Annotated in this window: 13 protein-coding genes and 1 pseudogene; 3 read left to right on the top strand and 11 right to left on the bottom strand. The window is 40.4% G+C overall.

The window, feature by feature from the left end; all coding sequences use genetic code 11:
• The 11 genes and pseudogenes from ACKPEB_RS07920 to ACKPEB_RS07870 form a co-directional block, all read right to left on the bottom strand.
• On the bottom strand, nt 1–2,741 hold a 2,741-nt coding region (locus ACKPEB_RS07920), incomplete at its 3' end, for an Eco57I restriction-modification methylase domain-containing protein (RefSeq protein WP_408964332.1).
• A 73-nt stretch (nt 2,742–2,814) separates the two neighbouring features.
• Nucleotides 2,815–3,516, bottom strand: coding sequence for a hypothetical protein (locus ACKPEB_RS07915; protein ID WP_408964331.1), 702 nt, complete (start codon nt 3,514–3,516; stop codon nt 2,815–2,817).
• A 97-nt stretch (nt 3,517–3,613) separates the two neighbouring features.
• Complete coding sequence (locus ACKPEB_RS07910; protein ID WP_408964333.1) at nt 3,614–4,084, bottom strand: SH3 domain-containing protein; 471 nt, start codon at nt 4,082–4,084, stop codon at nt 3,614–3,616.
• Nucleotides 4,085–4,236: 152 nt separating this feature from the next.
• Nucleotides 4,237–5,748: pseudogene (locus ACKPEB_RS07905) on the bottom strand (AAA family ATPase).
• A 191-nt stretch (nt 5,749–5,939) separates the two neighbouring features.
• Nucleotides 5,940–6,443, bottom strand: a complete 504-nt coding sequence (locus tag ACKPEB_RS07900) for a YceD family protein (RefSeq protein ID WP_408964329.1) — start codon at nt 6,441–6,443, stop codon at nt 5,940–5,942.
• 52 nt (nt 6,444–6,495) lie between these two features.
• Nucleotides 6,496–6,972, bottom strand: coding sequence for a protein jag (locus tag ACKPEB_RS07895; RefSeq protein WP_408964328.1), 477 nt, complete (start codon nt 6,970–6,972; stop codon nt 6,496–6,498).
• 2 nt (nt 6,973–6,974) lie between these two features.
• Nucleotides 6,975–8,132 carry a membrane protein insertase YidC gene (gene yidC, locus ACKPEB_RS07890; protein WP_408964327.1) on the bottom strand — a complete coding sequence of 386 codons (1,158 nt, stop codon included), beginning with the start codon at nt 8,130–8,132 and terminating at the stop codon, nt 6,975–6,977.
• 165 nt (nt 8,133–8,297) lie between these two features.
• Nucleotides 8,298–8,690 carry a PH domain-containing protein gene (locus tag ACKPEB_RS07885; protein ID WP_408964326.1) on the bottom strand — a complete coding sequence of 131 codons (393 nt, stop codon included), beginning with the start codon at nt 8,688–8,690 and terminating at the stop codon, nt 8,298–8,300.
• Complete coding sequence (rnpA, locus tag ACKPEB_RS07880) at nt 8,662–9,066, bottom strand: ribonuclease P protein component (protein ID WP_408964325.1); 405 nt, start codon at nt 9,064–9,066, stop codon at nt 8,662–8,664. The genes ACKPEB_RS07885 and rnpA overlap by 29 nt, the downstream gene beginning before the upstream one ends.
• A 119-nt stretch (nt 9,067–9,185) precedes the next feature.
• Entirely contained in the window at nt 9,186–9,323 is a 138-nt protein-coding gene (rpmH, locus tag ACKPEB_RS07875; protein WP_071782564.1) for a 50S ribosomal protein L34, read from the bottom strand.
• A gap of 138 nt (nt 9,324–9,461) precedes the next feature.
• Nucleotides 9,462–9,974: a DUF2808 domain-containing protein gene (locus ACKPEB_RS07870; protein WP_408964324.1), complete on the bottom strand. Its 513-nt coding sequence runs from the start codon at nt 9,972–9,974 to the stop codon at nt 9,462–9,464.
• A gap of 309 nt (nt 9,975–10,283) precedes the next feature.
• Between ACKPEB_RS07870 and ACKPEB_RS07865 the strand changes: the two genes are divergently transcribed.
• From ACKPEB_RS07865 to ACKPEB_RS07855, 3 genes are all read left to right on the top strand, one after another.
• Nucleotides 10,284–11,441, top strand: coding sequence for a Re/Si-specific NAD(P)(+) transhydrogenase subunit alpha (locus ACKPEB_RS07865; protein ID WP_408964323.1), 1,158 nt, complete (start codon nt 10,284–10,286; stop codon nt 11,439–11,441).
• Between the two features lie 20 nt (nt 11,442–11,461).
• Nucleotides 11,462–11,758 carry an NAD(P) transhydrogenase subunit alpha gene (locus ACKPEB_RS07860; RefSeq protein WP_072719205.1) on the top strand — a complete coding sequence of 99 codons (297 nt, stop codon included), beginning with the start codon at nt 11,462–11,464 and terminating at the stop codon, nt 11,756–11,758.
• The coding region (locus tag ACKPEB_RS07855) for an NAD(P)(+) transhydrogenase (Re/Si-specific) subunit beta (RefSeq protein ID WP_408964322.1) at nt 11,758–12,293 on the top strand (536 nt) is incomplete at its 3' end. The genes ACKPEB_RS07860 and ACKPEB_RS07855, both read left to right, overlap by 1 nt.

Below are 12,293 nucleotides of genomic sequence, written 5' to 3'. Positions count from 1 at the left end.
GTATAAGCTGGATATGTATTAATTTCTTGATAAAGGATTTTGGGTTGTTCCAAAATTTCCCAATAATCTATTGCATCTTGAATTTCATACCATTGATAATGACCTGCTTTGCGTCCCAACCATTCCCCGTCTTGGTTTTTATTCCAATTTTTAGGACAAGGTTCTAATTTTGGGCGATAGGAACTGAGATGATTTTTAATAGCCGGATAATCCTCAATTTCTAACCCTCGTCTAGTAAAAATTATCCATAAATTTTCTGATTTAGAATACCACCGTTTAATATCCTGACCTCGAAGTAAAGGTTTAATAATTTCGGCAGATTTGGGGTCAGCTTTAACAATTTTATTTTTAGTTTCATCATCAATTAAAAACGCTTCATTTAACCCGGTTTTAATGCCATATAACGGTTTAACTCCTGCAAAATCTTTGAGAGGAATTCCCACACGCTGAATTTTCTTCATTAACTCCTCAACGTCGGGACGTTCTAAACTCCAAGATTCGGCTGTAAATCTTGACCAAGCAACATCATAACCTTCATTTTGGATATATTGAGTTAAGTTAATATCAGCTAATTTTTCTCTAGGAACTGGACAAACTTTAACCTCTGTTGTAGGGGCGGGGTTACCCCGCCGGAACTCTTGAGCAGGAGAATATTTATAAACAGATATAATACAGGGAAAAGTATCTGCATCTTCAAAAATTGGGGCGTGTCCAAAATCAATAATTTGCTCAAAAATGCTATGTTCAATAAAAAACCGACGCAAGGGTTCACCATAACCTGCTTTTAACCATTTATTCGTAACAATATAAGATAATTTTCCGGCGGGTTTGAGGATATTTAACCCTTTTTCATAGAAATAAGCATATAAATCAGCCACTCCATTATAGGATTGATAATGATTTTTTAAATAGGGTTTAATGGGGGATAATAATTCTTGTCGGACATAGGGAGGATTTCCAATCAACACATCAAAACCTCCCTGAGCAAAGACTTCAGGAAATTCTGTTTCCCAGTTAAAGGGTTTTTCCGTAACGTCAGCATCAGCAATGATAGAATTACCTTGTTTAATATTATGATCTAAATCGGTTAAGGATTTTCCAAGTTCAGCCGTTTTTAACCATAACGATAATTTCGTAATTTCGACCGACTCTGCCGATAAATCAACGCCATATAAGTTTTGAGTTAAAATCATTGTATCTAAACGTTCTAACTCTGTTTCTGGTGTTGTTACTAAGGAAGATAAGGCTTGATTGACTCGTTGATAATCTTGGAATAAATAATCAAAAGCCGCGATTAAAAATGCTCCAGAACCGCAAGCGGGGTCACAAACTTTGGTTTGCTTTAAAACTTGATCTCGATAGGTTTGCCAAAATTTAATTTCTGCCTGTTTTTGTTGCTTTTTGTTGGCTTTTGTGGTAGTATTTAATTGAAAGCGATTTCGCAATTCATCTTCTTTTTGTTTGAGATAACCTCCTAACGCAACTTGCACAATATATTGAGTAATAAAGGCTGGAGTATAAAAAATCCCTTGGGTTTTGCGTTTTCCTGATTTTTGGTTAAAATCTTGGTTTTGAGTTTTAGCTTTTAACGCTTCTAAATCTGTAATGGATTGTTCAAAAATATGCCCTAAAATATCAACAGAAACTTCTGTTTCAAAGTCATATTTCGTTAAATTTTTGAGTTGTGTACACAGGGGGTCAGGAACCGTTAACTGTTCATCTAATAACGGATCATGTTCAAATAATCCCCCATTATAACCCGGAATCGGTGGATCTTCATTGCCTTTATCAACCCAAGAAAAGACTGATTTATAATTATCCCAGATAGGTCTAGGGTTATAAGGATCTTTGTGATCATGAGCATGATTCAGGGTATTTTTAGGTAATAATCCTCGATCTTGACAAAAAGCTAAAAATAAGATTCTATCCAAGGTTTTTTGAGCTTTTTCAATTAAGATATTATCTCGATTTGGGATATTTTTAGGCCCTGTGAAGCAAAAATGATTAACAAGATTAATTCTAACATTATAATAATCTTGGTAAAGTTGTTCTGTAATTTCTTGTTGTGCGGTATCAGAATCAACCAATAACCGATCGATAATCGATTGTTGTTGTCCGGTTTTGGGTAAAAAGTTAGTCCGACAAAGTAAGTAATAAAACTTTTTGAAATTAGCGATTTCTGCTAATTCACTTAATAAAAAACATTCAAAATAAGCGGGTGTCTTCGTGAGTTGATAAAGACGTAATTCTCGATAATTAGAGACAATCACCCAACGACAATTTTCTGTATAATTCGCATATTGCCAACCTTGTTCAACCGCAGAAAGTTTGCGTCCAGGTGCAGGTCGATCTAAATCGTCTTTAGCGCTTTTTAATTCAATCGGTGCAATAATTTTACCCTGAAGTTTAACCTTTCCTCCTTTTCCTTCACTTGCGGTAAATAATCCTAATGCACCATCAGCAAACCCACCTCCATCAGAAATCGTTTGTTCGGCGTGAATTTCCCAGGTTTTCCCTTCTCCTGAAATTACAGACCGATATCCTAAAATATCCTGAAAAATATCTTTTAAAAAATCCCCTTGTAAAGATGTTTCCTTAACTTTTTCGAGTGTTCCTGCTTTTAGGGTATTAATCCAACGTTGAAGAATGTCATGGCGGTCTAGCAAATCATCAGGAAAAGTAAAATTTCGGATCGCATTATTGAGAATTTTATTTTGAAATAAGGTTTTAGTAATTTGCATTGGTTTGACTAAATTAAGAATAAAGTATTATAATAGTAGAGCCAGGTTTGATCGTTATTTTAATCGTTTTCTCTTATATGGTTTTCTGATGCCGTTGTAACTGTTCTAAAAGTCGTTTCAGACTCGATAAATCAACATCTACACTCGATTTACCTTGATATTCAAAAGGATTATCAAGGTCATAAATTAAAATGAGGAGATAGGATAAGGATAAACAAATTAGTCCTGAAATCATTAAATTAACAGTAAATTCATTTGTTTCAATGATTAATAAAGCCAAGATGGAAAAACCAGAAAGCAGTTGCATTAACGGATAAGCAGGGGTAATAAAGTCTGTATCTCGGATGCGTTGAATTCGAGCAACTAAAACCCTGATTTTAGCTTGTTCTCCTTGAATTCTGGCGACAATAGGAGCATCAGAATTGATAGCAAAAGTAACAAATAATTGATTCAAATCGGTTATATTTTTTTCAATTTGTTCAAGAGGTTCTGCTTTTTCTAGCCAAAGTAAAATCGATTTAACGATATCAGATAACCCTTGAGTCAGAGGTTGAGGATCATATTCTAGCTTTCTAGCTGCTAAATAAAGGTTACTATCTTGGATGCTTTCAATAGCATTAACAATCTGGATGGGAATATCTTCACAAATGCGATAATCCGTTAAGGTTCCACTTAACATAAATGCGACAATAAATGTTACCGCACCTAACAAGGAACCCATTTGACTATCAAAGGTTCCTAGTTGCCATCGTAATTGATGAGTTATCCATTTCATCAAGCAAAATAAGGCAACAAAGGGGAGAACTTTGAAGAAGATCCTCCATCTCAAAAAAAGAAAATTTAGAGATTGATTCACCATATTTGATTAAAGATTAGTTTTCGGATTCAACTTTTTCTGTGTTACCTCCTTTAACCCATCCGGTGCGATCGCTATCCTGAGAAACACGAACTTTTTGCCATTGTTTATCGTCACTTTCTCCTAACACAATCACTTTTTCGTTATAAGCAATTCCCCCAATGCGGTTAGCTTCGGTACTCGGACTATCCCGTAAAATTAAACCAATGGGTTGTGTCACAATTGCCCGATAAGCGCCGGGTTCAAGCTTTTCTTCTGCGGGAGTTGGAGTCGGAGTTGGGGTTGGGGTTGGGTTAACTTGAGGTTTAGGAGTTGTAACTTTAGCAGTTGTTTTTGCTGCGGGGTTATCATTGGGAAAGGTGGGACGTTCTGGCAATTCAGCTAAACGGGCTGCAAAATATAAAGCCGTCGCTACCGTTGCACCTGCTAAAATTAAAATAGCCAGAAAAAAGCCAACGATAAATTTAAAAACACCATAAAGATTCATAGTTTTGGCAACAGGTCTATACATGAATTTTTAACAGGATTAAAAACAACCATGATATCATCAATTGCACAAGAACAGAAACCGGGTTTTTCAGGAAAAAAGTAGGATTTCATCCATAAGCTCTAGGCTAAAAACCCGGTTTTTTGATCTCATCAATTGGACAAGCGGCGATTTAAACTACTTTGTCGAGATGCTAAACGCGCTTTTCCCGCCGCCGCCCAATCTTGTAGTAATTGAATTTGTTCTTTTGCAGTTCGGGCTAAGGGAACAATTTGACTCGCCGCTTCTAAAATATCATCGGTTGTGAAATCACGATTTTGACTAAAGCCAATGTGCATAGCTTCAATTAAAGTTTGTTCAATTTCCGCCCCTGAAAAATCAGGGGTTTCATAAGCTAATCGTTCAATATCATAATTTTTAATACTCTGGAGTCGGAGTTTGGATAAATGCACTTCAAAAATGGCTTTTCGTTCTTCTTGATCAGGTAATCCCACAAAGAAAATTTCATCAAATCGCCCTTTCCTTAACAATTCCGCAGGTAAAGATTGAATATTATTGGCCGTTGCGACCACAAAAACGGGGGAAGTTTTTTCAGCTAACCAAGTGATAAATGTACCAAATACCCGATTTGTTGTTCCTGAATCTCCCTTTCCATCTACTCCTGAAAACGCTTTATCAATTTCATCAATCCACAGTACACAAGGCGCTAATGCTTCGGCTAATTGAATCATTTGTCGGGTACGAGATTCTGATTCTCCGACTAACCCCGCAAATAAACGCCCCACATCTAATCTTAATAGCGGTAAATGCCAATGATGGGCGATGGCTTTTGCCGTTAAGGACTTTCCAGTTCCTTGAATTCCGACTAATAATAATCCTCTGGGATAAGGTAAACCATATTGTCTAGCGCGTTCTGAAAATGCTCCTCCCCGTCTTAATAACCAATCTTTTAAATTATCTAATCCGCCAATATCAGAAATATTTTCTTGGGCTGCATAGAAATCTAAAATTTGAGTTTGGCGAATGGTTTGGCGTTTTTCTTCTAAGATTAATTCAATATCATCCGCTTGTAGTTCGCCATGAGTAGCGATCGCTTTTGCTAAAATCCGCCGAATTCTTTCTAAGGAAAGTCATTGAACAGAACGCACCATTTCATCCAGTAAACGAGATTCAATTGGATGTCCCGTTGCGATTAAAAGTCGTTCAACTTCAGTCTTAATCTCAGTTTTATCCGGTAACGGAAATTCTAATACCGTTAACACTTCACTTAAGTCAGGGGGAATCGAGATTTGAGGAGAAATAATAATTAAATTCTTGGGTTGAGATTTTAAACTTCTCGCTAAATTTCTAAGTTTCCGTGAAATTGAAATATCCTCTAAAAAGCGATGAAAGTCTCTTAAAATAAAAACAGAAGGCATTGCCTCTGGTAATTTTTCTATAAATTCTAAGGCTTGTAAAGGATTCCGTTTTCCTGCCCCTAAATCATTGGGATTTCCTTCTTGATATCCATCAACAAAATCCCAAACATAAACGGCTCGATTTCCTTGTTCTTTGGCGGCAACTTTAATGGCGGTTTCAACTCGTTCTTCTTCTAAAGTCGGAATATAAATAATCGCATAGCGCGATCGCAATAATAGCTTCAATTCTTCATTAAATTTACTCATAGAAACAACAGGAGTGTAGAATCTGTGGAACAGGAAAAGTGCCTGTTAATAGGAAGCTGTTAACAGGTTTTAACACATTAACAGATTAACAGGTTAATAGGGTAATAGGTTTTAACAGATTAACAGGTTTTAATGGGTTAACAGGTTTTAACAGATTAACAGGCAAGATGCCTGTTCCACAGACAGATCCCTCAACTGGGTAGATTTTGTTTCAAAGCTTGCAATGCAGCCCAGCGCCCGTCAATAATAGTCTGAGATTCGATGGCAGTTGGTTTTGGCGGTTCGCAAGGGCCATCACAGAGTTGTCTCAAAGGTAGGGCTAGACACAATTGCTGATACAGCCAATCCCCCGGTAAAAAATGACCTTGGGGGTGCAAACTTTCCACAGGTTCATCTAAAGAAATTTCAACTTCACCTGTTGAAGTGTCGAGTTGATCCGCCGCCACATCCAACCAAATCAACTCGGACGTATCTACTTTCAGCCGATGATTATATTGTTTTAAACATCGGTCACAGGTCAGAGTAACAATAGTTTCCGCTTGTACCACCACTTCAAGATAAGTGGTTTTGTGGCTAACCCGCATCCGACCGCGAACTGGAGTTAAGGTTTCTAAGTCTGGAAAAAACTCTTGAAACTCAAATTCTAAAGATCGGTTTTGTGTTCTCAGTAAATGAGGGATATAGATAGAGTCCATAATTACTTTCCCACCCTCCAACAGTAAACAAGGCTAAACAAGGTGCACTTGTCTAGCCTTTCATTTTAATCACCAAACGACGGTCAGGGTCTTGTCCCCGACTATAGGTTTCTAAATCATCGCTTTCTTCGAGAAAATGATGAATCAAACGTCGTTCAACCGAGGAAAGGGACTTGATTTCCACTTCCCCCCCAGTTTGACGGACACGATTAGCGGCATGATCCGCTAAAGCTCGTAGTTCTAAATGACGTCGAATCCGATATCCGTTTAGTTCTACGGTGTAAGAGGTGCGTTCTTCGTCCTCTTTACCCAGGTTGTGAATCGCGTTGAGTAAATATTGAATCGCATCTAAAACTTCTCCATCCTGACCCACCAAAATGGCGACTTGTTCAGGAGTGAGATTAACTTCATCAATGGTTAACCAACAGGAATCTGACTCTACACTGGCTTTGACACTGGAAGGAACACCCCCTAATTTGAGTAATTCCTCCAGCCATGCTTGACCCTGTTGTATATCGCTATTGTTCATTGCTAGGATTGCGCCTTTTTCTTAGAACGTCTCGGTTCAAAGGGTAATGCTTCTCGTCCCCCTTCAGCCGTCGCTAATTTAGCCGTCGTTTTATTGGATTCTTCCACAATTTTTTGCAGGTTTTCAGGCAAGGGTTCCCGCGACAAAATAAAGGCTTGAATGGTTTGGAAGATATTGGCAATCAGCATATACAGCAACACCCCAGCCGGAAGGGGGAAGAAGAAGAACATCCCACTAAAAATCACCGGAGTAATTTTATTAACAGTATCTTGCTGAGGGTTCCCACTGGAACCTTGTCCTGACAGGACTTGGTTGAGATATAAAGACACCCCAAAGGCTAGAATCATGCCCACAATATCCCAGTGAATCGTACCATCAGGATCAACAGCCCCGACTCGACCCAAGGCATCAATAAACAAGAATCCTTTATCCGATGCTAACCCCCGCAGGCTGACTTGAACTGTGGCATCTCCAGGAGCTAAGGCGATGATATTGCCGTTTTCATCAACTTGGATCTTGTCTTCCCCTTTAATAATTTTCCAGGTCGGAGTTAAATTGACATCTGGATATTGAGCTAATTCCGCTTGTAAGGATTTACCCTCAACGGTTTCAAGTTCAACATTGATTTCTTCTCCCACTCCTAAACGATTTCCACTCGGAATCATCGCCACAACGGAGGAATGAACGCCATCCGCAAAATAATAGTTTTGCGGTTTAGTAGCGTACGCTTGGGGTTGAATCCGTTCCATCTGTTCACGAGGGAAAATTTGAACATCGACGGTGTAGTTAACATCCGAAAACGGTGAACCCCGTAATGTGGCAAACAACGCGAAGAGAATGGGCATTTGAATCAGAAGGGGGAAACATCCAGCTAAGGGATTTCCCAATTCTTTATAGACTCTGCTCATTTCTTCCCGTTGTTTTTCCGGGTCATCTTTGTACTGTTGTTGAATTTTTTCAACCCGTTCTTTCATTAACGGTTGGGTGACTTTCATTCGCCGCATATTGCGAATGGAACCCGCATTCAAAGGATAAAGCGCAAAGCGCACCACCAAGGTTAACGCCACAATCGCTAAACCATAACTCGGCACGATCCCGTAGAAAAAATCTAGGATCGGCAACATCACATTGTTGGAAAGAAACCCGATACCAAAGTCCATTCTTTTGAGTTTATTGAACTGCTTGGATTGAATATGTATTAATTTTAAGAACCATTCGCCAACCCTTGATGGATGGGTTGGTAACCGCCCCCTGATGTGTCAGGATTTTGGCTCAACAGGAAGGGTTCTGATCCGATCAACAGCGATGGTGTCTAAATTTCCAGATTACCGACTCGTCGCAGCACTGGCTTTTTGAGCTTGGGGCGAAACTTTATCTAGGATAAACTCATAGACTTCTCGAAAACGAGGTACAGCCCGGAGTTCCAGACGAGAACCATTTTTCAAAGTCAAAACCATATCTCCCCAAGTTCCCAACCCTCTCGGTACTTTCGCGATTTTGACGATTTCTGAATAGACGATATCGGTACGGTCTCGACCCATCCATCCCCCGTTCACGGAGATGCGACGATTGGTGATGCGATAGCGCAACCATAAGGCCCGGACAATTGCCCCAATGGTAAGGGGAATACCAATAATCGTCAGTCCTATTAATAGATTGATAACGAGGTCACCGATGGCGGGGCCTCCTTCATAAAAACTTTCCTCCCGTATACCCATTTAAAACCTCTGCTTCTACCAACAACTGTTTTAATTCTTGCAGAATTTCTGCATAATTGCACTGATCGGCTGTTGGTTTGACCACAATCACCACATCCCAACCGGGGGAGACTTGGGGTAAAAACTGATGCCAAGCGGCCCGAATTTGACGTTTGATCCGATTCCGTACAACAGCCCGTTTACTGACTTTTTGGCTGATGGAAATTCCCATCCGAGTTGGCTGAACCAAGGCAGAGGGTTTTGAATTGTGTTCTGTTTGACGGGGTTGACTTCGTAAAGCCCTCAAGGTTAGATGAGGGGTTTTGCGATGCAGTCCTTTGCTATAGACGGTTTTGAAGTCTTTGGGATGTCGGAGTCGATTGATTTTGGGTAACATCAATTAAATACTGCCACCCACAAATTCACCCATTTCCCTTAGCTTGACCCTTGGGAGCGCCATGAGTTCGTGGGAATAGCAATAGGTTGTTTTTAATTCGGATCAAGAGGATCAAGAAATTAAAACGTTAAACGTGCGCGTCCTTTTCTACGGCGGGCTTTAATCACGGCTTGACCGTTTTTTGTCCGCATCCGTACCCTGAAGCCAGAAACTCTTTTCTTTTTGCGGTTTGTTCCTTGCAGGGTTTGTTGAGCCATTGCTTACCTCCGGTGCCTTTTCGTTAATTTTTAATTAAAAGTCACAATTTTTCATTATAACACAATTTCTGGACTTTGAACGTAGGGTGCGTAAACTGCCAGCGCACCCCCCTTTGTTGCCCAGCCAACCGTCAACCCCTAATCATCAATACTCAAAATCCAAGTTCCGACATAACGCAACATGGGGACATCCCCAGGGGTGCGAATATTGGCGTTAAAGTTGAAAACACCACCAAAGGTGGGATTTTTGACATTAGAAAGAACGATTTCTACTTTCGTTCCAGCCGGAATTGGTTCTTGAGGATAAATTTGGATAATATGGTTTTCTTGATCCCAAATCACTTCTTCTAAGGGAATGGGCTGATTTTGAATCCGAATTTGTACCCGGTCAGGATCAATGGTTCCTTTGTAATAGTCGGGGTAGGTAATAGAAACTTCCGCGATCGCTAAATTTAACTTATCCGCCGGAAGTCTGAGTTTGTAGCGATCCCATTCTCCTGAGCGTCCGCTTTCGAGAAAATAATTTAAAATATTTGTTTTGTCCGGGCCACTAAACAAGGTAATCCCCGGTAAACCTTGCCCTTGAGCAATTTTAGGTAATGTCGTCAGAGCCAAACCCGTGATCAGTATAGCAGAAAATAGTTGTCGCATAAAAACTCCTGTAACACACTGAAATTTTGTTTAAGTTTTCTGAACTTGATAAAGACAAGTTAAAGATAAGAATCTAAATCAGGACTTTAGCTTTACGATGCAAATTTAGAACTCTATTGTGACACAACTCGGTATATATAGACTAAAGGGGAGCAGGGGAAACAGGGGAGCAGGGGAGCAGGGGAGGTAGGGCTACGCCTGCCTTTGTTTGCTGACTTGGAAAAGTTAATACTTTGACAAGCGCAGTGCAAAGCAGTCAACCGTTAACCATCAACCGTCAACCATCAACAAATCTTATGAGGAGATTTTATGAAAATCGGTATTGCTAAAGAAAGTCAGGTAGATGAGCGACGAGTTGCCCTCATTCCTGATGTTGTAGCTCGTTTGGTTAAACAAGGTGTAGAAGTATGGGTGGAGGCTGGGGCTGGGGAACGGGCCTGTTTTTCCGATAGTGCTTATGAACAGGTGGGGGCGAAAATCGCGGATCAAAGCACCGTTTGGGGTCAGACAGATGTGCTGTTGAAAGTGGGAGTCTTGCAAGACTTTGAAGTGTCTCAACTGCGCTCTGGTGGGGTGTTAATCAGCTTTTTAAACCCCTTGGGAAATCCTGAATTAATTCAGAAACTCGCGGCCGAGAACGTCACGGCTTTGAGTATGGAATTAATTCCCCGTACCAGTCGCGCCCAAAGCATGGATGCCTTATCTTCTCAAGCGAACTTAGCGGGATATAAAGCGGTGTTAATTGCAGCAACGGCGTTACCGAAATATTTCCCCATGTTAACCACGGCTGCTGGAACCATTCGACCTGCAAAGGTGTTGATTTTGGGGGCTGGGGTTGCTGGGTTACAAGCGATCGCAACTGCCCGACGTTTAGGTGCTGTGGTGGAAGGGTTTGATATTCGCCCCGAAGTAAAAGAACAAGTCCAAAGTTTAGGGGCAAAATTCGTGGATGTTTCCCTGGATGAAGATACCGTTGCTGAGGGAGGGTATGCCAAGGAAATCTCCGAAAAAGCCAAAGAACGCACCCGCGAAGTTTTGACCCAGCACGTCGCCGCCTCTGATGTCGTCGTCACAACTGCCCAAGTTCCAGGGAGAAAAGCTCCAGTATTAGTGACGGAGGAGATGGTTGCCCAAATGAAACCGGGTTCGGTGATCGTGGATCTCGCCGCCGAACAAGGAGGAAATTGTGAATGCAGCGAACCGGGAAAAGATGTCGTTAAACATGGGGTAACGATTATTGGGCCGATTAATTTACCGTCTTCGATGCCCATTCATGCTAGTGAAGTTTATGCCAAAAATCTCTCGGCTTTATTAACATTAATGATTAATAAAGAAAAGCAACTAGAAATTAATTTTGCCGATGATATTCTCGATGGAGCTTGTGTGACTCATAACGGTGAAATTCGTTCCGAAAGAGTTAAACAAGCTTTAAGTTTAAATCATCAACAGTCTCCCGTTAACAGTTAACTCTCAATGGTTCTGAAATTATGACGACAGAAACCTTAATTTCCGCATTGTTTGTGTTTGTTTTAGCAACCTTTGCGGGTTTTGAAGTGATTACCAAAGTTCCACCAACTTTGCACACTCCTTTGATGTCTGGAGCGAATGCGATTTCAGGAATTTCTGTTTTAGGCGCGTTAATTATTGCTGGCGATCGCGATTGGAATGTTACCGTGATTCTCGGATTTATTGGGATTATTCTCGCCATGATTAACGTTGTCGGTGGCTTTTTAGTTACAGATCGAATGCTGGAAATGTTTAAGAAAAAGGAGGCTAAAGCCTAATGGATATTCGCTTAACGGGAATACAACTCAGCTATTTAGTGGCTGTCACCTTGTTTTTCTTTGGATTAAAAAAATTAGGATCTCCAGCAACAGCTAGAAACGGCAATTTATGGGCATCTATTGGAATGTTAATTGCCGTTGTTGCCACAATGTTAGATCGGCAGATTTTGAACTATCAAATGATCGCCCTCGCTTTAATTATTGGTTCAGTCATTGGGGCGGTAATTGCGTATAAAGTTCAAATGACAGAAATGCCCCAAATGGTGGGGTTACTCAATGGTTTAGGCGGTGCGGCTTCTTCAATGGTAGCGGTGGGAGAATTTTGGCGCTATTTAGCTTTAGCAGAATCTCCCCCTTTAGGAACAACGATTACGGCTATTTTAGGGGTATTAATTGGGGGTGTAACCTTCACCGGTTCCATGATTGCCTTTGCTAAATTACAAGGGATTATGAGTGGTTCTCCTATTTTATTTCCCCTGCAACAACAGTTTAATATTCTGTTGTTTGTTGCCTTTGGTGCAGGTAGTGTTTATAT

Origin of the sequence: Planktothrix sp. (genome assembly GCF_046067725.1) — a bacterium.
In the GTDB taxonomy this organism is placed as follows: domain Bacteria; phylum Cyanobacteriota; class Cyanobacteriia; order Cyanobacteriales; family Microcoleaceae; genus Planktothrix.
Note: the sequence above shows the minus strand (reverse complement) of the source record. Positions and strands in the feature narration are given on the sequence as shown.

What these genes read in the sequence shown, in the direction of transcription:
- ACKPEB_RS07915 (WP_408964331.1), bottom strand. Translation starts at nt 3,516, where the DNA reads ATGAAATGGATAACTCATCAATTACGATGGCAACTAGGAACCTTTGAT.
- ACKPEB_RS07910 (WP_408964333.1), bottom strand. Translation starts at nt 4,084, where the DNA reads ATGAATCTTTATGGTGTTTTTAAATTTATCGTTGGCTTTTTTCTGGCT.
- ACKPEB_RS07900 (WP_408964329.1), bottom strand. Translation starts at nt 6,443, where the DNA reads ATGGACTCTATCTATATCCCTCATTTACTGAGAACACAAAACCGATCT.
- ACKPEB_RS07895 (WP_408964328.1), bottom strand. Translation starts at nt 6,972, where the DNA reads ATGAACAATAGCGATATACAACAGGGTCAAGCATGGCTGGAGGAATTA.
- yidC (WP_408964327.1), bottom strand. Translation starts at nt 8,132, where the DNA reads ATGGACTTTGGTATCGGGTTTCTTTCCAACAATGTGATGTTGCCGATC.
- ACKPEB_RS07885 (WP_408964326.1), bottom strand. Translation starts at nt 8,690, where the DNA reads ATGGGTATACGGGAGGAAAGTTTTTATGAAGGAGGCCCCGCCATCGGT.
- rnpA (WP_408964325.1), bottom strand. Translation starts at nt 9,066, where the DNA reads ATGTTACCCAAAATCAATCGACTCCGACATCCCAAAGACTTCAAAACC.
- rpmH (WP_071782564.1), bottom strand. Translation starts at nt 9,323, where the DNA reads ATGGCTCAACAAACCCTGCAAGGAACAAACCGCAAAAAGAAAAGAGTT.
- ACKPEB_RS07870 (WP_408964324.1), bottom strand. Translation starts at nt 9,974, where the DNA reads ATGCGACAACTATTTTCTGCTATACTGATCACGGGTTTGGCTCTGACG.
- ACKPEB_RS07865 (WP_408964323.1), top strand. Translation starts at nt 10,284, where the DNA reads ATGAAAATCGGTATTGCTAAAGAAAGTCAGGTAGATGAGCGACGAGTT.
- ACKPEB_RS07860 (WP_072719205.1), top strand. Translation starts at nt 11,462, where the DNA reads ATGACGACAGAAACCTTAATTTCCGCATTGTTTGTGTTTGTTTTAGCA.